Origin of the sequence: Nesterenkonia sp. CL21, from assembly GCF_031705515.1 — a bacterium.
GTDB lineage: Bacteria > Actinomycetota > Actinomycetes > Actinomycetales > Micrococcaceae > Nesterenkonia > Nesterenkonia aethiopica.
In genome coordinates, this window is the sequence record NZ_JAUTWR010000009.1 from 117,514 (window position 1) to 137,503 (window position 19,990).

Annotated in this window: 18 protein-coding genes; 12 read left to right on the forward strand and 6 right to left on the reverse strand. The window is 69.7% G+C overall.

Translation table 11 applies throughout. The features are described from left to right. Positions 1-35 precede the first annotated feature (35 nt). From Q7C18_RS13090 to Q7C18_RS13110, 5 genes are all read left to right on the forward strand, one after another. Positions 36-1,400, forward strand: a complete 1,365-nt coding sequence (locus Q7C18_RS13090; protein ID WP_311025754.1) for an MFS transporter — start codon at positions 36-38, stop codon at positions 1,398-1,400. Positions 1,401-1,508: 108 nt separating this feature from the next. Further along, complete coding sequence (locus Q7C18_RS13095) at positions 1,509-2,621, forward strand: ABC transporter substrate-binding protein (protein WP_311025755.1); 1,113 nt, start codon at positions 1,509-1,511, stop codon at positions 2,619-2,621. A 154-nt stretch (positions 2,622-2,775) separates the two neighbouring features. Further along, a complete protein-coding gene (locus Q7C18_RS13100; protein ID WP_311025756.1) occupies positions 2,776-3,720 on the forward strand; it encodes an ABC transporter permease in 945 nt (314 codons plus the stop codon). Position 3,721: 1 nt separating this feature from the next. After that, positions 3,722-4,513 (forward strand): ABC transporter ATP-binding protein, encoded by a 792-nt coding sequence (locus Q7C18_RS13105; protein ID WP_311025757.1) that lies wholly within the window; start codon positions 3,722-3,724, stop codon positions 4,511-4,513. 114 nt (positions 4,514-4,627) lie between these two features. Then, a complete protein-coding gene (locus Q7C18_RS13110; RefSeq protein ID WP_311025758.1) occupies positions 4,628-4,918 on the forward strand; it encodes a hypothetical protein in 291 nt (96 codons plus the stop codon). A gap of 69 nt (positions 4,919-4,987) precedes the next feature. Here Q7C18_RS13110 and Q7C18_RS13115 read toward each other — a convergent pair whose 3' ends face one another. The 3 genes from Q7C18_RS13115 to Q7C18_RS13125 are packed head-to-tail and all read right to left on the reverse strand — an operon-like array spanning position 4,988 to position 7,256. Continuing rightward, a complete protein-coding gene (locus tag Q7C18_RS13115; protein ID WP_311025759.1) occupies positions 4,988-5,662 on the reverse strand; it encodes a transporter substrate-binding domain-containing protein in 675 nt (224 codons plus the stop codon). A 24-nt stretch (positions 5,663-5,686) separates the two neighbouring features. Beyond that, positions 5,687-5,902: a hypothetical protein gene (locus tag Q7C18_RS13120; RefSeq protein ID WP_311025760.1), complete on the reverse strand. Its 216-nt coding sequence runs from the start codon at positions 5,900-5,902 to the stop codon at positions 5,687-5,689. Positions 5,903-5,939: 37 nt separating this feature from the next. Further along, positions 5,940-7,256, reverse strand: a complete 1,317-nt coding sequence (locus Q7C18_RS13125) for a TIGR00366 family protein (protein ID WP_311025785.1) — start codon at positions 7,254-7,256, stop codon at positions 5,940-5,942. Positions 7,257-7,575: 319 nt separating this feature from the next. Between Q7C18_RS13125 and Q7C18_RS13130 the strand changes: the two genes are divergently transcribed. The 4 genes from Q7C18_RS13130 (at position 7,576) to Q7C18_RS13145 (ending at position 11,315) form a co-directional block, all read left to right on the forward strand. Further along, the gene (locus Q7C18_RS13130; protein ID WP_311025761.1) at positions 7,576-8,778 is read left to right on the forward strand and encodes an acetyl-CoA C-acyltransferase; all 1,203 of its coding nucleotides are present in this window, start codon (positions 7,576-7,578) and stop codon (positions 8,776-8,778) included. Between the two features lie 2 nt (positions 8,779-8,780). Next, entirely contained in the window at positions 8,781-9,635 is an 855-nt protein-coding gene (locus tag Q7C18_RS13135; RefSeq protein WP_311025762.1) for an enoyl-CoA hydratase/isomerase family protein, read from the forward strand. Beyond that, positions 9,632-10,525 carry a 3-hydroxyacyl-CoA dehydrogenase family protein gene (locus tag Q7C18_RS13140; protein WP_311025763.1) on the forward strand — a complete coding sequence of 298 codons (894 nt, stop codon included), beginning with the start codon at positions 9,632-9,634 and terminating at the stop codon, positions 10,523-10,525. The genes Q7C18_RS13135 and Q7C18_RS13140 overlap by 4 nt, the downstream gene beginning before the upstream one ends. A 193-nt stretch (positions 10,526-10,718) precedes the next feature. Continuing rightward, positions 10,719-11,315 (forward strand): Pr6Pr family membrane protein, encoded by a 597-nt coding sequence (locus Q7C18_RS13145; RefSeq protein WP_311025764.1) that lies wholly within the window; start codon positions 10,719-10,721, stop codon positions 11,313-11,315. Between the two features lie 308 nt (positions 11,316-11,623). Here the strand turns inward: Q7C18_RS13145 and Q7C18_RS13150 are convergent, their stop codons facing one another. From Q7C18_RS13150 to pdhA, 3 genes are read right to left on the reverse strand one after another with little or no spacing between them, the layout of a single operon-like run. Then, complete coding sequence (locus tag Q7C18_RS13150; RefSeq protein ID WP_311025765.1) at positions 11,624-13,111, reverse strand: dihydrolipoamide acetyltransferase family protein; 1,488 nt, start codon at positions 13,109-13,111, stop codon at positions 11,624-11,626. 1 nt (position 13,112) lies between these two features. Further along, on the reverse strand, positions 13,113-14,204 hold the full coding sequence (locus Q7C18_RS13155) for a transketolase C-terminal domain-containing protein (RefSeq protein WP_311025766.1): 1,092 nt from the start codon (positions 14,202-14,204) through the stop codon (positions 13,113-13,115). Positions 14,205-14,206: 2 nt separating this feature from the next. Then, positions 14,207-15,532 (reverse strand): pyruvate dehydrogenase (acetyl-transferring) E1 component subunit alpha, encoded by a 1,326-nt coding sequence (gene pdhA, locus Q7C18_RS13160; protein WP_311025767.1) that lies wholly within the window; start codon positions 15,530-15,532, stop codon positions 14,207-14,209. 199 nt (positions 15,533-15,731) lie between these two features. On the opposite strand from pdhA, the gene Q7C18_RS13165 reads away from it, so the two are divergent. The 3 genes from Q7C18_RS13165 to Q7C18_RS13175 all read left to right on the forward strand — a co-directional run bounded on the left by Q7C18_RS13165 (position 15,732) and on the right by Q7C18_RS13175 (position 19,906). After that, on the forward strand, positions 15,732-16,226 hold the full coding sequence (locus Q7C18_RS13165) for an Lrp/AsnC family transcriptional regulator (RefSeq protein ID WP_311025768.1): 495 nt from the start codon (positions 15,732-15,734) through the stop codon (positions 16,224-16,226). A gap of 125 nt (positions 16,227-16,351) precedes the next feature. Then, entirely contained in the window at positions 16,352-18,469 is a 2,118-nt protein-coding gene (gene paaZ, locus Q7C18_RS13170) for a phenylacetic acid degradation bifunctional protein PaaZ (RefSeq protein ID WP_311025769.1), read from the forward strand. 12 nt (positions 18,470-18,481) lie between these two features. Then, positions 18,482-19,906, forward strand: a complete 1,425-nt coding sequence (locus tag Q7C18_RS13175; RefSeq protein ID WP_311025770.1) for an amidase family protein — start codon at positions 18,482-18,484, stop codon at positions 19,904-19,906. Positions 19,907-19,990 lie beyond the last annotated feature (84 nt).

Sequence of the window (19,990 nt, forward strand, 5' to 3'; positions counted from 1 at the left end):
GCGGCCCGTCCGCATCGACCGCACCCGGAGAGCACATGAGCCAGACGATCTATCTCAGCACCGAAGGCCATGAGATGACCCGCGAGGAGAAGAAGGTCCTCGCCGGGACGCTCGTGGGCACCACCATCGAGTGGTACGACTTCTTCATCTACGCGCAGGCGGCAGGCTTCGTGCTCGCCGTGCTGTACTTCGAGCCTCTCGGCCAGGAGAACCAGGCGTTGGCGCAGATCGTCGCCTGGGCCTCCATCGGCATCTCCTTCCTCTTCCGACCCCTCGGCGCCATCCTGGCCGGCTGGCTGGGGGACAGGTTCGGACGCAAGATCGTCCTGGTCATCACGCTGATGGGCATGGGCGGAGCGACCGTGCTCATCGGCCTGCTGCCCACCTACGCCACCCTGGGCATCGCCGCGCCGATGATCCTGATCTTCCTGCGGATCCTGCAGGGACTCTCCGCCGGAGGCGAGTGGGGCGGTGCCGCGCTGCTGTCCGTGGAGCACGCCCCGCGCCACAAGCGCGGCCTCTTCGGCGCCTACCCGCAGATCGGCGTCCCGCTGGGCATGCTGCTGGCCACCGGGTTCATGTTCGGCCTCAACGCCGTCACCACCGAGGAGCAGTTCCTCGAATGGGGCTGGCGCGTGCCGTTCCTGTTCTCCTTCGTGCTGATCATCGTCGGCTACCTGATCCGGGTGAAGGTCGACGAGTCCCCGGTGTTCACCGAGATGAAGGAGCGGAAGAAGGAGTCCTCGGCCCCGCTGAAGGAGCTGGTGACCACTCATAAGAAGTACACCTTCCTGGCCGCGCTGATCTTCGCCGCCAACAACGCCGCCGGCTACCTGGTCATCGCCTTCTTCGCCGCCTACGGCGTCAGCCACCTGGGTATGGCTCGTACCGAGACGCTCATCGCCTCGCTCATCGGCGGTGTGGGCTGGTTCTGCTTCACCCTCTTCGGCGGCTGGGTCTCCGACCGCATCGGCCGGGTGCGCACCTTCCAGATCGGCTACGGCATCATCATCGTGTGGGCGGTGCCCATGTGGTTCCTGCTGGACACCGCCTCCCTGCCGCTGTTCGCCCTGGCGATCTTCGTGCTCACCGTGGGCCTCGGGCCCTCCTACGGCCCGCAGTCCGCCCTCTACGCCGAGATGTTCCCGGTGGCCATCCGCTTCTCCGGGGTCTCCATCGGCTATGCGCTCGGCTCGATCATCGGTGGAGCCTTCGCCGCCACGATCGCCCAGACCATCCTGGACACCACCGGCAAGTCCTGGCTGATCGGCGTCTATATCGCGGCCCTGGCCGTGATGTCCTTCCTGGCGGTCTCGGTGGTTCCGAAACACCTGCAGGGCATCAACCTGACCGACGACAGCGACCGCGAAGAGCTCACCATCCTGAAGTCTTCGCGCTGACACGCCCGCCGAGGGCAGACAATCGGCGCCGACGTCGCGCATGATGTCAGTCATGGATCGCTCACCAGCGCTGATGACTGATCCGCACCACAGATGAGGAGAACCCCCATGCGACACCACAGCACCATTCTGAGGCTCTCGGCCGCCACGGCCGCCGCCGCTCTGCTGCTCACCGCCTGCGACGGCGGCGGCGAGGGAGAGGACGACGGCGGCGACGACGGCGACAGCTACTCCATCGGCATCACCCAGATCGTCTCCCACCCGTCCCTGGACGCCGCCCGCGAGGGCTTCAAGGCGGCCTTCGAGGACGCCGGCGTCGAGGTGGACTGGGACGAGCAGAACGCCCAGAACGATCAGGCCACCGCCACCAACATCGCCGGCACCTTCGCCACCGCAGGCCACGACCTGGTCCACGCGATCGCCACCCCCACCGCCCAGGCGGCCGCCCAGTCCATCACCGACATCCCGATCGTCTTCTCCTCGGTGACCGAGCCGCAGGAGGCCGGCCTGGTGGACGACTGGGACGCCCCGGGCGGCAACGTCACCGGCGCCTCGGACATGAACCCGGTGGCCGACCAGCTGGAGCTGCTCCAGGAGATCGCCCCGGACGTCGAGTCCGTCGGCATCGTCTACTCCTCCGGCGAGGTCAACGCGGCCGTCCAGGTGGAGCTGGCGCACGAGGCCGCCGAGGAGCTGGGTCTGGAGATCCACGAGGCCACCGTCTCGAACTCCGCGGAGGTCCAGCAGGGCGTGGAGTCGTTGAGTGTGGACGCGATCTACGTGCCCACCGACAACGCCGTCGTCTCGGCTCTGGAGTCGGTGCTGCAGTACGCGCACCAGAACCAGATCCCCGTCATCGCGGCAGAGGGCGACTCGGTGCAGCGCGGGGCGCTGGCCACCTATGGCATCAACTACGAGAACCTGGGCCGCCAGGCCGGGGAGATGGCGCTGCGGATCCTTCAGGATGGCGAGGACCCGGCCGAGATGCCCGTGGAGACCGGTGAGGTCCTCGAGCTGGTCGTCAACCCGGAGGCCGCCGAGCAGATGGGCATCGAGCTCGACGACGAGCTGCTCGATCGGGCCGACGGTGTGGTCGGCGAGGACCTCGAGGAGCTGGACCCCGAGGACGGCGACGAGGACGCCGACGAGGACGCCGACGAGGATTCCGACGAGGACTCGGACGAGGACGCTGAGGACGACGTCGACGAGGACGACGAGTGACCCTGACGCTGATCACGCACGCGTAGGATCACCCAGAGACAGAATCCAGGACGGGCATCGGCCTGGCCCACCAGGCCGAGCCGGTGCCCGTTCCCTGGGCGGACGTGGAGACGTCGTCGGGCGGAACCCGGCCGACGACGGCGGATGAGGACAGATGATCACAGCACTTGAGCTCGGGCTGATCTACGCGATCATGGCCCTGGGCGTCTACCTGACCTTCAGGATCCTGAACTTCCCGGACCTGACGGTGGACGGTTCGTTCACCTCGGGCGCGGCGACGGCGGCGATCCTGATCACCAACGGGGTCAACCCCTTCCTGGCGACGGCGGCGGCGTTCGTCGTCGGCTGCCTGGCCGGCCTGATCACCGGGCTGCTGCACACCAAGGGCAACATCAACGGCCTGCTGGCCGGCATCCTGACCATGATCGGGCTCTATTCGATCAACCTGCGCATCATGGGCGGGGCCAATGTGCCCCTGCTGGGGCAGGACACCATGATCAGCGCGCTGCGCTCCGTGGCCGGGGTCGGCTGGACCTCCGTGCTGGTGCTCGCCGCGGCAGCGGTGATCTTCAAGCTCGTCATGGACTGGTACCTCCACACGGACAACGGTCTGGCACTGCAGGCCACCGGTGACAACGAGCAGATGATCCGCTCCTTCGCGGTCTCCACCGACCGGCAGAAGATCACCGGACTGATGCTCTCCAACGGGCTGGTCGGAATCTCCGGCGCCGTGGTGGCCCAGCATCAGGGCTTCGCCGACATCGGCATGGGCATCGGTCTGATCCTGGTGGGCCTGGCCTCGGTGATCGTCGGTCAGGCGATCTTCGGCACCCGCACGGTCTTCCAGGCGACCCTGGCGGTCGTCCTGGGCGCCGTGATCTACCGCCTGGCCATCCAGCTGGCCCTCAACGTGGGACTGAACCCGAACGACATGAAGCTGATGTCCGCGGTGCTGGTGGTGGCCGCCCTGCTGCTGCCGCAGTGGAAGGGCTTCGCCAAGCTCACCCGCCGTCGCAAGGGACGCTCAGCACTGAGCGCCGCCGCCGAGGCCACGCTGACCTCCGACGCCGCTGCCGGCGCCGGCAAGAAGGGAGCCTGACATGTTGAGCATCACCTCCGTGTCCAAGACGTTCTTCCCCGGCACCGTCAACGAGCGTCGGGCCCTGGTGGACGTGGACCTCGAGATGGGCGAGGGCGACTTCGTCACCGTGATCGGCTCCAACGGCGCTGGAAAGTCCACCCTGCTGAACACCGTGGCCGGCCGGATCATCCAGGACGACGGCGTCGTCGCCCTCGACGGCAAGGACGTCAGCCGCCTCAAGGAGCACCAGCGCGCGGCGAAGGTGGGCCGGGTCTTCCAGGACCCCATGGCCGGCACCGCCCCGAACCTCACCATCGAGGAGAACCTCTCCCTGGCCGACCGTCGCGGCAAGATGCGCGGCCTGGCCCGGGGCGTGACCAAGGCGAAGCGCGAGCGGTTCGCCGAGGCGCTGACCCAGCTGGAGCTGGGCCTGGAGAAGCGTCTCAAGACCAAGGTCGGGCTGCTCTCCGGCGGGCAGCGGCAGGCGCTGAGCCTGCTCATGGCCACCTACTCCGACCCCCGGGTGCTGCTGCTGGACGAGCACACCGCCGCCCTGGACCCGCAGCGGGCGGAGCTGGTCACCCGGCTCACCCGCTCCGTGGTGGAGGAGAAGGGGCTGACCACCCTGATGGTCACCCACAACATGGTCCAAGCCTTGGAGGTGGGCAACCGGCTGATCATGATGCACGAGGGTCGGATCATCCTCGACGTCGATGCTGAGCGGAAGTCTCAGATGACCCCGGAGGACCTGCTGGCCGAGTTCGGCAAGCTCAAGGGCGCCGTCGTCGACGACAAGACGATGCTGCAGTAGGCGCACTCCGTCACCGTTGAGCTGGTGCGTTTCCACCGGAATCAGGCGCTGTCGAGCGTCATTCGGGCGGGAACGCACCAGCTCAACGCGTTCTGAGGGAGTACCGTGGGGGTCATGACTGCTGACGCGCTGGTGCTCCTGTCCGCCACCCCGCTGGTTCCGGCCGGGTTTGAGGCCGTGGCCAGCGGAGCAGGGCTCCTGACGCTCGCCCTGCTCGTCTGGGCGCTGGTCGAGATCTTCCGCTGCCCTGGCCTGGCCCCCGGGTGGAAGCTGGTGCTGGGACTGCTGGCGTTCACGCTGCCGTTCTTCGGTCCGCTCATCGCGGTGGTCATGGCACGTTCGCACCGCCGGCGGGTGGAGTCCGGGGAGCTCGCGCTCACAGCGATGGCACCGCGGGGTCGATGAGCGCAGGCTCTGCCACCGCCAGCAGGTGAGCCGCCGCTCGGGGCGGTGTGCCAGGCCCACGGCCCGCTCTCACAGGTCGACGTCGTCGCCGAACCAGGGTTCCGTGATCTCCTCGTAGGTGCCGTCGTTCAGGGCCATGGTCAGCCACTGGTCCACATAGTGCTTCATCACGGTGTCGCCGCGCGGAAGCATATAGGCCTTCTCGAAGTAGTCGAAGGGCTCGTCCGGATTCACAGCGCAGAGCTCGTCATACTCGTGGGCGATCCACAGCACCTCGGAGCGGTCGGTGGTCATGACGTCGGCCTCGCCGTCGACGATCTGGTCGAAGATCGTCAGATTGTCATGGGTGACCAGGTCCCCGTCGGGGTAGTGCTCCTGGGCGAAGATCTCGTTGGTCCCGCCGCTGGGCATGATCGAGGTGACGTCAGGGTCGTTGATCTGCTCGATCGTGCGGTACTCGTCCACGTTCTCACAGCGCGTGATCGGGGTCTTGCCGTCCTCCATCAGCGGTGCGGAGAAGAACACCTGCTCGGACCGCGCCGTGTTGATCGAGATGCCGCCGACGGCGATGTCGCATTCGGCCAGATAGTCGTCCATGAGGTCGTCCCAGGTGGTCTGCACCCAGTCGATCTCCACCGCGAGGTGCTCGGCGAGGTCCCGAGCCATGTCGACGTCGATGCCGGTGTACTCGCCGGTCTCCTCGTCGAGTTCGGTGAAGGGCGGGTAGTCGCCGGTGGTGCACACCGCCAGCGAGCCGGCGTCGAGGACCTAGTCCAGCCGAGAGGTGTCCTCGACGGCCGGTGGGGCGGCCTGCTCAGTGCTGCCCTCAGTGCTGCCCTCGGTGCTGTCCTCCGCAGAAGCGTCGGCACCAGCGTCGACGTCGGCCTCAGAAGCCGGGGAGCAGGCGGCGAGCAGCGCGACGGCGACGCCGGCGGCCGTCAGCAGGGCTGCGGTGGGTGTCAGAGCGGTGGGGTGGGATGTCATAGGACCTTCCGAGTCGAGTTCAGGGTGGTGGGGGAGCTCAGGACACGATCAGCAGCGTCGCGCCGAAGACGAGTCCGGAGGCGATGAGCACGATCGTGGTGTAGCCGAGGATGTCGCGCATCTTCAGCCCGGCGATGGCCAGCAGCGGCAGCGCCCAGAACGGCTGGATCATGTTCGTCCACTGGTCGCCGTAGGCCACCGCCATGATCGCCACTGCCGGATCGGTGCCCAGGGACTCGGCCGCCTCCAGCAGGATCGGCGCCTGCACGGCGATCTGCCCGCCGCCGGAGGGGACGAAGAAGTTCACGATCCCGGCCGAGAGGAATGCCCACAGCGCGAAGGTCTGGTCCGTGGAGATCGCCACGAACGCTTCGGAGAACACCTGCATCAGCCCGGTGCCGGCCATGATGCCCAGGATCCCGGCGTAGAGCGGGAACTGCAGCAGGATGTCGCCGACATTCGCGGCGGCCTCCTTGGTCAGCGCCAGCAGCTCGAAGGGGCTGCGCACCAGCAGCATGATCAGCGTCAGGAAGCTCCAGTTGACGATGTCCAGGGTCAGCCCGCCTCCGCCGGAGAAGTGGATGGCCAGGTAGCCGACCAGCATGAGCCCCACCAGCATCGTGGGAATGCGGCTGGCGTCCACGCGGTCGGCCGGAGTGACGACGGCGTCGTCGACCTCCGTGTCCTTCAGGCGCGCGTCCACTCCCAGCGGGACGACGTCGTGGGGATTGCGGGGCGCGATGAGCGTGAGCGCGCCGGCGACCACGAGGATCGTCACCGCGGCGGCGATCAGGTTCCAGCTGGAGAACACCGTCTCCGCGATGGACAGCGGCTCGCCGAGGACATCGGCCACGAAGGAGTCCGGCGTGGCGGCGGTCAGCGGTCCGGAGGCCGAGTACCCCATGTGCCACACCACGAAGCCGGAGAACCCGGCGGCCACCAGCATCGGGAAGTGCACCGGCATCTCCCGACGGCGGGCCTGCTCGGCGACCTCCCGGGCCATCAGACCGCCCACCACGAGTCCCAGCCCCCAGGTGATCAGCGAAGCCAGGGCGGCGATCAGGAACACGAACAGGTAGGCCTGCATGGGGGTCCGCGGGACCTGGGCCAGCCGGCGCAGCAGGGCGCGGACCGGACGGGTGCTGGCCAGGATGTAGCCCAGGAACAGGATCAGCGCGATCTGCGTCATGAACTCCAGCAGACCCGCCAGACCGAGGCCCCATTCCTCGACCACCTGCACCGGGCCGGCGTCGGTGAGCAGCAGGGCGAGCACCGCGACGATGACGGTCAGCCCGATCGCGAAGACCAGGGCAGAAGGGATCAGCTTCTCGACCAACGCGTTCAGCGGTCGCATGACGGGGCCGAGCAGGGCTCCGCCTCCCGCGCTGGGCTTCTGGCCTGAGGGGGCAGCGTTCACGGCATCCTCCTTGATGGTGAGACTGAGGCGTCAGTGACAGGGGAGGGGTGATCCCTGAGTGACGTGGCTCACCTCACCCTAGCCAGTCGACCGCCCTGACGGGCGGGCGACCCGCTGGGTGCAGTGCAGGCGACCATCTGGTGATTGACCTCACAGCCCGGGCGTGGAAGAGTGTTCAGGTGAACGATCGGTCAGTAATTCCGGTCCGGCGACCTGCCGCCGCCCTGCAGCCCTCACCGACAGTCGGAGGAACCCCGTGACCACCCCCGCCTTCCTCGTCTCCGGGACACGCACGCCCGTCGGCCGCTACGGCGGCGCGCTGTCCTCCGTCCGGCCCGACGACCTCGCCGCCCTGGTGGTGCGCACCGTCGTCGAGGACGCCGGCATCGACCCCGCCGCCGTGGATGAGGTCATCCTCGGCAACGCCAACGGCGCGGGCGAGGAGAACCGCAATGTGGCCCGCATGGCCTGGCTGCTGGCCGGGTTCCCCGAGACCGTCCCGGGCATCACCGTCAACCGGCTGTGCGCCTCCGGGATGAGCGCCATCGCTCAGGCGCACCACATGATCGCCGCCGGTGCCGCGGACCTCGTCGTCGCCGGGGGAGTGGAATCCATGTCGCGGGCCCCCTGGGTGATGGCCAAACCCACCCGCGGCTTCGGCAAGCCCGGGGAGATCGTCGACACCTCCATCGGCTGGCGCTTCGTGAACCCGACGTTCCTCACCATCGACAAACGGACCTACTCCATGCCGGAGACCGCCGAGGAGGTCGCCCGCGTCGAAGGCGTCACCCGGGAGGAGGCCGACGCCTTCGCGGTGGAGTCCCAGCGTCGGGCGGCCGCCGCCGTCGACGCCGGCCGGCTGGCCCGCGAGATCACTCCCGTGGAGGTCCCCGGGCGCAAAGGCGCGGTGACCGTCGTCGACACCGATGAAGGGCCCCGGCCCGGCACCAGCATGGAGGACCTGGCCGGTCTGCGACCGGTGGTGGGCGGCGGCGACGTGGTCACCGCCGGCAACTCCTCGTCCCTGAACGACGGAGCCTCCGCCGTCATCGTCGCCTCCGAAGCCGCCGTCGAACAGTACGGGCTCACCCCCCGGGCGCGGATCGCCGGCGGGGCCAACGCCGGCCTGGCCCCCGAGATCATGGGCATGGGGCCCGTGCCGGCCAGCACCAAGGCCCTCAAGCGTGCCGGCTGGGACATCGGCACGGTGGAGGCCGTGGAGCTCAACGAGGCCTTCGCCACCCAGTCCCTGGCCTGCATCCGACGCCTGGGCCTGGACCCCGCACTGGTCAACGCCGACGGCGGCGCGATCGCCCTGGGCCACCCGCTGGGCTCCTCCGGGGCGCGCATCGTGCTCACCCTGGCCCGCCGCATGGAGGACGAAGGCGCCCGCCGCGGCCTGGCCAGCATGTGTGTGGGAGTCGGTCAGGGGTCGGCGATGCTGCTGGAGGCGGTGTGACCATGACTGAGACCCCTGCGCCGCACTCCTCCGACCAGAACGGACCCCGGCTCGACGCCGCCGCCTTCACTACCCTGCGCATCACCGAGGCCGAGGACCGCCTCCACGCCCGACTCGACCGGCCCGAGGTCCGCAACGCCATCGACGCGACCATGGTCGACGAGCTCCACGCGCTCTGCGCCCACCTGGAGCACCACCCGAAGATCCTCATCCTCTCCGGCACCGACCCGGACCCGCAGGCCGGCCGGCCGGGAGTCTTCGCCTCCGGAGCCGACATCGGCCAGCTGCGTGCACGCCGCCGCGACGACGCCCTGCGCGGGGTCAACTCCACTGCCTTCGACCGCCTCGCCAAACTCCCCATGCCGGTCATCGCCGCCCTGGACGGCTACGCCCTCGGCGGCGGGGCCGAGCTCGCCTGGGCCGCCGACTTCCGACTCGGCACGCGTGAGCTGAGGATCGGCCAGCCGGAGACCGGACTGGGCATCATCCCCGCCGCCGGGGCCCTGTGGCGGCTGCGCGAGCTCGCCGGGGAAGCGATGGCCAAGGAGATCCTGCTGGCTGGGCGCATCCTCGACGCCGAGGAGGCTCTGGCCCATGGGCTCCTCAACGCCGTGCACCCGGCGGAGGAGCTGCTGGAGGCCGCCGATGCGCTCGCCGATCGGATCGCGAGGCAGGACCCGCTGGCGGTACGGATCTCCAAGCAGGTCTTCCACATGCCGCGGGAGGCCCACCCGCAGATCGACAACCTCGCCCAGGCGATCCTCTTCGAGTCCGAGGCGAAGTTCGACCGCATGCAGGCCTTCCTGGATCGGAAGCGACGCCAGGCCGCCGAGAAGAACACCGGAGACGACGCATGAGCACCCCACAGACCGTTGAGCCCGCCCGAGACGCCACCCTCCCCGACGTCGTCGGCGTCCTGGGGGGAGGGCGCATGGGCGGAGGCATCGCCCACGCGTTCCTCATCTCCGGAGCCGAGGAGGTCGTCGTCGTCGACGTCTCTGCGGAGGCGGCGGAGGCCGCCCGTGGGCGCATCGAGGCCGACGTCGCCGCCTCCCTGGACCGCGGCAAGATCAGCGGCGAGCTGACCGACTGGACGGCGAAGCTCACCTCCACCGACGACGTGACCGCCTTCGCCCGCTGCGGGCTGGTCATCGAGGCTGTGCCGGAGGACATGGCGCTGAAGACCTCCTCCCTGCGCCGGGCGGAGCAGCAGCTCTCCGCGGAGGCGTGGCTGGCCACCAACACCAGCTCCCTGTCCGTGACCGGACTGGCCGAGCACCTCCAGCGTCCCGAGCGATTCTGCGGACTGCACTTCTTCAACCCTGTGCCGGCCTCCAAGCTCGTGGAGGTGGTGCTCGCCGAGACCACTGGCGAGGAGCTGACTCGCCGCAGCCCGCAGTGGGTACAGGCGCTGGGCAAGACGCCGGTGGTGGTGAACGACGCTCCGGGCTTCGCCTCCTCCCGGCTGGGGGTCGCGATCGGACTCGAAGCCATCCGGATGGTGGAGGAGGGCGTGGCGAGCCCGCAGGACATCGACAACGCCATGGTGCTGGGCTACAAGTTCCCGATCGGTCCCCTCGCGCTGACCGACATCGTGGGCCTGGACGTGCGGCTCGGGATCGCCGAGTACCTCGAGTCCCAGCTGGGGGAGCGCTTCGCCCCGCCGCAGCTGATGCGGGACATGGTGGCCCGTGGAGAGCTCGGGAGGAAGACCGGCAAGGGCTTCTACGACTACCCTCAGGACTGACCCGTCGGCCCTCCTGATCCGGATGTCCTGCCGTGGACTCCCTGACGTGGCCGGTGACTAGCACACAGGAGGTGCCCTGAGCGCACGCCAGGACGCAGCGGAGCCGCGACCCTTCGGCCCTGGCCGGTGGGAGGAGTCGACGACGGCGCGGGGCCTGCACGCCGTCGTCGCGGCCCTGTGTGCCGTGGGCCTGGTGACCTCGGTGCACCTGGGGTGGACCACGGAGACCAGCCTGCCCGTCGGGGTCGGCTATCACGGAGGATTCGCGGCCGGGTGGGAGCACACCCTCAACCAGCCCGCCTACTTCACGGTGCTCTCCGGGTTCCTGGCCTGCCTGACCTCGGCGATGCTGGCGGTTCGGGTGCCTCGGACCTCCATGGTCTTCCATGCCCTGCGGCTCTGCGGGGTGGTGAGCGTGATCATCACCGGAGTGGTGTTCAACCTGCTCCTGCGGGGCCCGGACGTGCTCACCGGGGTGCGGTGGGTCAATGACACGGTGCTGCATGTCATCGTGCCGATCCTGGTGCCGGCCGTCTGGCTGCTGGTCGGGCCGCGAGGAGTCATCACCGGCAAGGTGGTGGCGCTGTCCCTGCTGGTGCCGTTGGGCTGGCTGGCCGTCACCCTCGGACGAGGGCCGCTGATCGACTGGTACCCCTATGACATCCTCGACGTCCCCGGGATGGGCTACGCCGGGGTCGGGGTGTACGTCGGCGCCATCCTGGGCGGGTATCTGCTGCTGGCGTGCCTGCTGTGGGCGGTGGATCGCCTGCTCGCGCGCGTGCCTGGGTGAGGTGCTGCGGCTCGGCTCGATGCGGTTGGCCTCGAGGAGTCATTCTCCCGCACATCGGGGAGGGCTGACGCGCGTCACCCGGCCTGTGGCGTGAGGGAAAGTGACTCCTCGATGGAGACAGCGTCCAGGTGAAGGATTCTGACGAGACGGCCGGGACGCGGCCACCGCTGCGTGGAGTCACGCGGAGGTGGGCCGTGTCCCGGCCGTCGTGCAGGGTGCGAGTGATCCTGCGGGCGGTCCGAGGGACCGGCTCAGTGGGACCGGCTCAGTGGGACCGGCTCTGTGGGGTCCGGGCGGTGGGGAGCGGCTCAGAGATCTGCCAGGGCTGTGGTGGGGTCCTCTACGCAGCGTGCCACGAAGTCGAGGAACCCTCCGGCGGTGCCGCCGTCGCAGACCCGGTGGTCGAAGGCCAGGGTGAGCGTGGTGATGCTGCGCACCGTCAGCTCCCCGTCCACCGCCCAGGGGCGGTCCAGGATGCGTCCGATCCCCAGGATCGCGACCTCCGGGTGGTTGATGATCGGAGTGGCCCCGTCGGAGCCGAAGACCCCGTAGTTGTTCACCGTGAACGTGCCGCCGGTGAGCTCCTTGCCGGAGATGGAGCCGTCGCGGGCGGCCCCCACGAGTCGGCCGATCTCGCCGTGCAGCTCACGGGCGGAGAGTCGCTCGGCATGCCGGACCACCGGCACCACCAGTCCGGTGTCGGTCTGGGCGGCGAAGCCCAGGTTCACCCCGTCGAAGTGGACGATCTCCTGCTCACCGTCCTCCCGGGTGTCCACCCGGGTGGCCAGCTCCGGGTGGCGGGACAGCCCGGCCAGCACGAACCGGCCGATGAGTGCGAGCAGTGAGGGCGCGGAGGAGCCTTCGGCCTCCGCCTGACGCTTCAGGCGGGCCCGCAGCGCCAGCAGCTCGGTGGCGTCCACGTCCTGCCACACGGTGGCCTCCGGGATCTCCCGGCGGGAGCGGGAGAGCGTGGTGGCCACGGCCTTGCGGATGCCGGTCACAGCGACCCGCTCGCGGATCTCGAGCCCGCCGGGAGCCGGCAGGGACGGCGAGGCCGACACAGAGCCCGTCGGCACCGGGCCAGCCGACGCCGGCGCCTGAGCAGTCTGCTGGTCCTGGGCGGGCGCCGCGCCGCGCGACTCCGCGGCGGCCAGCACATCGGCGCGGACGATCAGCCCGTCCGGGCCCGTGCCCGTCAGGCCGGTCAGCGGGACGGAATGCTCCCGGGCCAGTCTGCGGACCAGCGGAGAAGAGACCCGCGGTGCCTTCTGCGCGGGACGTTCCGCCACGGCGAGTGCGCTCCCAGCGCGGTGGCCGGCGGGCGACTGGCTCGAGCCACCGGCGCGACGGCGACGACGGCGGGCGCCGGCTGAGGCGGAGGTGCCGTAGCCGATCAGCACGTTCCCAGAGCCTTCGTCGCCCGTGTCCTGAAGGGTCTCCTCCCCGCCGCCGTCGGCGGGGACCGCAGTCCCGGCCCGCTCCTCCTCGCGGTAGCTCAGCGCACCCGCGGAGGAGACTGCGGCCGCGCTCGGCCCGGCGGCGTCGTCGAACCCGCCGCCGCCGTCGGTGTCCACGGTGATCAGCGGTTCGTCCACGATCAGCGTCTCGCCGACCGCGCCGTGCAGGCGCACCACGATTCCGGCGTAGGGGGAGGGGACCTCGATGGACGACTTCGCAGTCTCCACTTCGGCGATCGGCTGGTCGACCTCGATCATGTCGCCCTCGTCCACGAGCCAGCTCAGCAGGGTGGCCTCGGTCAGGCCTTCGCCCAGGTCGGGCAGGTCGAAGGTGGTCATCTCAGTCCTCCCACTGCAGTTCATCGAGGGTGTCCAGGATCCGGTCCACGCTGGGCAGGTGGTGCTCCTCGAGCTTCGGCGACGGATACGGGATGTCGAAACCGGTGACCCGCCGCACCGGGGAGGAGAGGGAGTGGAAGCAGCGCTCCTGGATGCGGGCCACGATCTCACCGGCCACCGAGACGAAACCCTGCGGCTCGGCGATCACCACGGCGCGGCCGGTCTTCTCCACGGTGGCGGTCAGCGCGTCGTCGTCGAAGGGCACGATGCTGCGCAGGTCCAGGACCTCGGCGGAGATGCCCTCCTCGGCGGCGGCCTGTGCGGCCTTCAGCGCCACGGAGACGGAGGGCCCGTAGCTGATCAGGGAGACGTCGGAGCCCTCGCGGACGACGACGGCGCGGCCCTCGGTGCCCACCCCGGCGTCCGCGGCGCCAGACTCATACCGGCGGCGCAGCGCGGCCAGGTCGACCTGCTCCTTGGTCCAGTAGAGCTTCTTCGGCTCGAAGAAGACCACGGGGTCGGGGGAGTCGATGGCCTCCCGCAGCATGAGGTAGGCATCCGCCACGGTGGCCGGGGTGTAGACCTTCAGGCCGGGGGTGTGGGCGTAGTACGCCTCCGAGGAGTCGCAGTGGTGCTCCACGCCGCCGACTCCGCCGCCGTAGGGCACCCGGATCACCATCGGCAGGCGCACGTGGCCGCGAGTACGGTTGGCCAGCTTGGCGATGTGGCTGAAGATCTGCTCCAGCGCCGGGTATGCGAAGGCGTCGAACTGCATCTCGATCACCGGCTTCATGCCGTTGATCGCCATGCCAGTGGCCATGCCGGCGATCCCGGACTCGGCCAGCGGGGTGTCGAAGCAGCGGTTCTCGCCGAAGCGCTGGGTCAGCCCGTCGGTGATGCGGAAGACGCCGCCGAGGGTGCCCACGTCCTCGCCGAAGACGCAGACGGCGTCGTCGTGCTCCATGGCGTCGGACATGGCGGTGTTCAGCGCCGCGGCGAAGGTGGTGGCCTTCACTCCGGTGGGCGAGGTGCCGCCCGCGGCGGAGGCGGGGGAAGTCTCGGCGGTGCTGGTGGTCTCTGTGGTGGTGGCCATGGTCAGTCCTCCTGGCTGCGCTCGAGCTCGTCGGCCAGCTGGGCGCGCTGCTCGCGCAGCTGGGCGGTGGGGGCGGAGTAGACGTGATCGAAGATCTCCAGCGGGTCCATGGCCGGCTCGGTGGTCATCGCCTGGCGCAGGGAGGCGGCCACCTCCTCGGCCGTGGCGCTGATGCGGGACTCGACGGCGTCGTCGAGCACGCCCTTGCCGGAGAGGAACCGCTTCATCCGCAGCAGCGGATCGCGCTCCTTCCACAGCTCCACCTCATCCGCGTCCCGGTAGCGGGTGTCGTCGTCGGCGTTGGTGTGGGCCTGCATCCGGTAGGTGGTGGCTTCCAGCAGCAGCGGCATGGAATGCTCCCGGGCCAGGTCGACGGCGCGGCGGAGGGTCGCCAGTACGGCGACCATGTCGTTGCCGTCCACCTGTTCGCCCGCCATGCCGTAGCCGATGGCCTTGTGCGCGAGGGAGGGCGCGGCCGACTGGTGCGACAGCGGCACCGAGATCGCATACCCGTTGTTCTGCACGAAGAACACCACCGGGACCTCGAAGACGGCGGCGAAGTTCAGCGCTTCGTGGAAGTCGCCCTCACTGGTGGCGCCGTCGCCGCACATGGCCAGCACCACGGTGTCCTCGCCGCGCAGCTTCGCGGCGTGGGCGACGCCGACCGCGTGCAGCAGCTGGGTGGTCAGCGGGGTGGAGAGTGCGGAGACCTGGTACTGGTGCGGGTCGTATCCGCAGTGCCAGTCGCCGCGGAAGGAGACCATGACCTCCAGCGGGTCGACGCCGCGGGTGATCACCGCGACCGTGTCCCGGTAGGTGGGGAACATCCAGTCGCCGTCGCCCAGGGCGAGAGCGGCGCCCACCTGGCAGGCCTCCTGCCCGTGGGAGGAGGGGTAGACGGCCAGGCGGCCCTGCCGGACCAGGGCGTAGTTCTGGTCGTTCATCCGGCGGCCGACCACCAGGGCCTCATAGGCTGCCAGCAGGGCCTCGTCCTCCGGCAGGGGGTACTCGTGGCCGGGGCTGGTGCCCTGCTCATCCTCCGGGATCAGGGTGCCGTCGGGGGCCAGCATGCGGATCTGCTGGCCGGCCGGGAGCATGTACTGCTCGGGCGTGATGCCGAAGCGGCGGCTCGTCTCCCAGATATGGGTGGCCTGTTCGGCCTTCTCATGGCCCGGGACCTCCGGGGCGAAGCGCGGGTCCACGTCGGTGCTCGTGGACCCGGCTCCGGCTCGCGGTCCGTCGTCGGCGGCCTGGTCGGGCTGCTGCGCGTGCGACGAGGCCTCCCCGGTGGGGGTGGTCTCGTCGGCTGGTGCTGTGCCGGGGGTCATGGCTGTCAGCCTCCTCGAAGGTGTCGCCGGCGCGGGGGTCGCGGCATCGGTGCATCACGGGTGATGCTTCGAGTGTGACCCAGCTCATGGCGAGGTCTCCAGCTCTGCCGGACATCCAAGACGTCGTCTCACTCGGCGGGCTGTCGGCTGGACGATCTGTCCTCGATGGCTGGTTCTGACGGTGGTATCGTCCAGCGATATGAGCAGTCTGCCGGACACCACTTCGTCGAGCATGCGGCCGCTGGATGCCGTCGACCATCGCATCCTGGCTGCGCTGAGTGCGGATGCGCGGAAATCGGTCACCAGCATCGCCCAGGAGCTCCACCTGTCTCGGGCCAACGCCTATGAGCGCATCGCGCGGCTTCGCGAGGCCGGGGTGCTCCGTGGCTATACGGCAGTCATCGATCCCCGCGCCGCGGGCCTCGCGACGGCGGCCTATGTGTTCCTCACGCTCAAGCAGGATGACTGGGAGGTGCTGCGCTCGGCGCTCGCCGACGAGCCGGCGGTGCGGCACCTGGCCCTGGTGGGCGGGCAGTACGACGCCGTGCTGCTGGTCCGCACGCGCACGGTGGAGGAGCTGCGCCGGGTGATCTTCGAGCGGATCCAGTCACTGTCCTGTGTGCAGTCCACGCAGACCGCCTTGATCTTCGACGATCACGCCGAGCATCGGCATGCCGTGGCGCCGGAGGGCTGAGGCCCCGTCTCGGTGGATGGGGTCTCGGTCCGCATCGACTGCCCCTCGAAAAGTGGCCGCGATCACGTTAGTATGATCATGATTACCGACCGTTCGGTCAGTTACGCCGCCGTCGAGAGGACGCCATGACCGCCACAGCCCCCACCGCCGAGGCCGCCGTCGTCGACCTGCTGCCCAGCTACATCCAGGACTCCTGGTGGACGCCGGAGGACCCGCAGAAGGTCGCCGAGGTCCACGACGCCTCCACCGGAGAGCCGGTGTGCCGCATCTCCACCGACGGCCTCGACACCCGTGCCGCCGTCGAGCATGCCCGCAGCGTCGGGCAGGCCGGGCTGGGCGAGATGACCATCCACCAGCGCGCGCTGCGCCTGAAGCACATCGCCGGCTACCTGGACGAGCACAAGGAGGAGCTCTACGCGCTCTCCGACCGCACCGGCGCCACGCGCCGTGATCATCTGATCGACGTCGACGGCGGCATCGGCACCCTGCGCGTGTTCTCCTCCAAGGGGCGCAAGGAGCTGCCGAACACCAACGTCATCATCGACGGCGACGTCGAGCAGCTCTCCCGGGACGGATCCTTCCTCGGCGAGCACATCTACACCCGGCTCACCGGCGCCGCCGTGCAGATCAACGCCTTCAACTTCCCGGTGTGGGGCATGCTCGAGAAACTCGGGCCCAGCTTCATCGCCGGAGTGCCGACCATCGTCAAGCCTGCCAGCCAGACCGCCTACGTCACGCAGGCCTGCGTGCGGCTGATGCTGGAGTCCGGGCTGGTGCCCGACGGCGCGATCCAGCTGATCTCCGGCTCCGCCCGGGATCTGCTCGACCACCTGGACCATCGCGACCACGTGGCCTTCACCGGGTCGGCGGCCACGGCGCAGATGCTCCGCTCCCACCGCAACGTCCAGGAGGGCGGCGTCCGCTTCACCGCCGAGACCGACTCGCTCAATGCGGCCATCCTGGGCCCTGACGCCGGGCCGGGGACCCCCGAGTTCGACGCCTTCATCAAGTCGGTGACCCTGGAGATGACCGCCAAGGCCGGGCAGAAGTGCACCGCCGTGCGGCGGACCATCGTGCCCAGCGAGCATGTGGACGCCGTGGTCGAGGCGCTGCGGAGCCGGCTGGAGTCTCGCGTGGTCCTCGGCGACCCGCGCGACGAGGCCACCACCGTCGGGGCACTGGCTTCGAAGGACCAGCAGGCCGAAGTGGGCCGTGCCGTGCAGACCCTGCTGAGAGCCGGGGGAACCCTCTGCCTGGGGGGACCCGAGGGCGACGTCGGCACCGCCGATGCCGAGGCCGGCGCGTTCTTCCCACCCACCGTGCTGTCCTTCGACGACGCCCGCACTCCCGAGGTGCACGCCGTGGAAGCCTTCGGGCCGGTCACCTCCGTGCTGGGCTATGCGGACGTCGACGACGCCGTCGAACTGGCGGCGCTGGGCGGCGGCTCCCTGGTGGCGACCGTCTGCACCCACGACCCGCAGACCGCGGCGGCCTTCGCCCGCGGCATCGGTTCCCACCACGGACGCGTGCTGTTCCTGGACCGCGACGACGCCAAGACCTCCACCGGTCACGGCTCGCCGCTGCCGCACCTGGTCCACGGCGGGCCCGGCCGCGCCGGCGGCGGGGAGGAGCTCGGTGGAGTGCGGGCGGTGAAGCACTACATGCAGCGCACCGCCGTCCAGGGCTCGCCGGATCTGCTCACCGGGGTCACCGGGGTGTGGCACCGCGGCGCACGGGCGAACACGGCCACCCCGGAGACGGTGGCCTCCGGCGAGGCCGTCCACCCGTTCCGGAAGTCCCTGGCCGAGCTGCGGATCGGCGACCAGTTCGCCTCGGGGCTGCGGACGGTGAGCCTGGAGGACATCCTGGCCTTCGCCGAGTCCACCGGGGACACCTTCTACGCGCACACGGATGAGGAGGCGGCGACGGCCAACCCGTTCTTCCCGCGCCGGGTGGCCCACGGGTACCTGCTGGTCTCCTGGGCCGCCGGGCTGTTCGTGGAGCCGGCGCCGGGGCCGGTGCTGGCCAACACGGGCCTGGAGAACCTGTCCTTCCAGACTCCGGTGACCTATGACGACTCCATCCGCGTGACGCTGACCGCCAAGCAGATCATCCCTCGCGAGACCGACGACTACGGCGAGGTCCGCTGGGACACCGTGCTGCACAACCAGCATGACGAGATCGTCGCCACCTATGACGTGCTGACCCGTGTGGCCAAGGAGAAGGACCCGGACTGGGCCTGAGGAGCGGAGGACATGATGACAGCAGTGGAGCAGTTTCTGCAGAGATGGGGCCGGTCCGACGCTGACGCCCGGGCGCAGCTGCGGCGCGAGTCCGTGGCGCGGGCCGAGCACGCGGCGTCGTCGGCGGGTGTGTTCCTGGCGGTGTCCGAGCCGGTGTCCGAGCCGGTGTCTGAGGCGGGAGATGCGGAATCCGACGTCGACGGGGGTTCTGGCGAGCTCGCCGGAGTCCCGTTCGCCGTCAAGGACAACATCGACGTGCAGGGTCTGCCCACGACGGCGGGGAGCGGGCTGTTCGAGGGCAACGTGCCGCGTCATGATGCAAGCGTCGTCAGTGTGCTCCGCGACGCCGGTGCCTGGGTCGTGGGCAAGACCAACATGCACGAACTGGCACTGGGCGTGACCAGCAACAATGGACATTTCGGGCCGGTGCGCCACCCCGTGGATCGCACTCGCACGGCCGGTGGTTCCAGCGGTGGCAGCGCGGCGGCGGTCGCCAGCGGCGTGGTGCCGTTCAGCCTGGGAACCGACACCGGTGCGTCGGTGACCCTGCCCGCGTCGTTCTGCGGTGTCGTCGGATTCCGACCGACGACGGGGCGCTACCCCGACGATGGGCTCCTGCGCATCTCATGGACCCGGGACACCGTCGGGCTGCATACGACCACCGTGGCGGATGCCCAGCTCCTCGATGGGATCATCACGCGCGAGTCCGAGTCCGAGTCCGAGTCCGAATCCGGGGCCGAGGTGGGGAGCAGGCCGCTGGCAGGTCGCAGGATCGGCGTCCCAGTCGGTAGATTCGACGACCTCTCACCGGAGGTGGATGCTCTGTCCCGGGCCGCACTGGGGCGGCTGGAGGACGCCGGTGCGACGCTCGTCGAGGTCTCCGTCAGGGATGACCTCCGGGCGGCAGCCGAGGGCGGTATGACGGTCGTGCTCTATGAAGCGGCACAGCTGCTCCAAGAGCAGCATGCGATCTTCACCGGCGGAACCCCGGGGGCTGCCCTGGCAGAGCTGGCGGATTCCGTCGACTCTCCCGATGTGGCAGGGCTGCTGAGGCACCTGTCCGCCGCCCCAGTCAGTCGCGAAGACTATGAGACGGCGCGGAGGATGGTGTGGCGGCTGCGCGGGGCCTATGCGTCGGCGTTCAGGGATCGACACGTCGAGGCCCTCATCTCGCCGACGGCTGTGGCGCTTCCTCCTCTGTTGGGTGAGGATCAGACCTTCCGCCACAACGGGCGGGACGTCCCGGTGTTCGAGACGTTGATCCGCAACACCGGCCCCGGAACGTCTGCGGGCCTGCCGATGATCTCCGTCCCGGCGGGTCGTGCGGCCGACGGCATGCCGGTCGGCATGCTTCTCGAGGGCCCTCGATTCGCCGATACGGCCTTGTTGAGACTCGCCGCCGCGGTGGAGGAGGCGTTCGCGGCCTCAGCCCACTGAGACGGCCGCGAGACGCCGACGCGAACGGCGCCGCGCGCCGTCGTCCCGTGAGCATTGACACCCAGACATGTATTTGCGATAGTG

Bases quoted from the DNA above. Each gene is read 5' to 3' on its own strand.
- Q7C18_RS13090 (WP_311025754.1), top strand. From the start codon at position 36: ATGAGCCAGACGATCTATCTCAGCACCGAAGGCCATGAGATGACCCGC.
- Q7C18_RS13095 (WP_311025755.1), top strand. From the start codon at position 1,509: ATGCGACACCACAGCACCATTCTGAGGCTCTCGGCCGCCACGGCCGCC.
- Q7C18_RS13100 (WP_311025756.1), top strand. From the start codon at position 2,776: ATGATCACAGCACTTGAGCTCGGGCTGATCTACGCGATCATGGCCCTG.
- Q7C18_RS13105 (WP_311025757.1), top strand. From the start codon at position 3,722: ATGTTGAGCATCACCTCCGTGTCCAAGACGTTCTTCCCCGGCACCGTC.
- Q7C18_RS13110 (WP_311025758.1), top strand. From the start codon at position 4,628: ATGACTGCTGACGCGCTGGTGCTCCTGTCCGCCACCCCGCTGGTTCCG.
- Q7C18_RS13120 (WP_311025760.1), bottom strand. From the start codon at position 5,902: ATGACATCCCACCCCACCGCTCTGACACCCACCGCAGCCCTGCTGACG.
- Q7C18_RS13125 (WP_311025785.1), bottom strand. From the start codon at position 7,256: ATGCGACCGCTGAACGCGTTGGTCGAGAAGCTGATCCCTTCTGCCCTG.
- Q7C18_RS13135 (WP_311025762.1), top strand. From the start codon at position 8,781: ATGACTGAGACCCCTGCGCCGCACTCCTCCGACCAGAACGGACCCCGG.
- Q7C18_RS13140 (WP_311025763.1), top strand. From the start codon at position 9,632: ATGAGCACCCCACAGACCGTTGAGCCCGCCCGAGACGCCACCCTCCCC.
- Q7C18_RS13150 (WP_311025765.1), bottom strand. From the start codon at position 13,111: ATGACCACCTTCGACCTGCCCGACCTGGGCGAAGGCCTGACCGAGGCC.
- Q7C18_RS13155 (WP_311025766.1), bottom strand. From the start codon at position 14,204: ATGGCCACCACCACAGAGACCACCAGCACCGCCGAGACTTCCCCCGCC.
- pdhA (WP_311025767.1), bottom strand. From the start codon at position 15,532: ATGACCCCCGGCACAGCACCAGCCGACGAGACCACCCCCACCGGGGAG.
- Q7C18_RS13165 (WP_311025768.1), top strand. From the start codon at position 15,732: ATGAGCAGTCTGCCGGACACCACTTCGTCGAGCATGCGGCCGCTGGAT.
- paaZ (WP_311025769.1), top strand. From the start codon at position 16,352: ATGACCGCCACAGCCCCCACCGCCGAGGCCGCCGTCGTCGACCTGCTG.
- Q7C18_RS13175 (WP_311025770.1), top strand. From the start codon at position 18,482: ATGATGACAGCAGTGGAGCAGTTTCTGCAGAGATGGGGCCGGTCCGAC.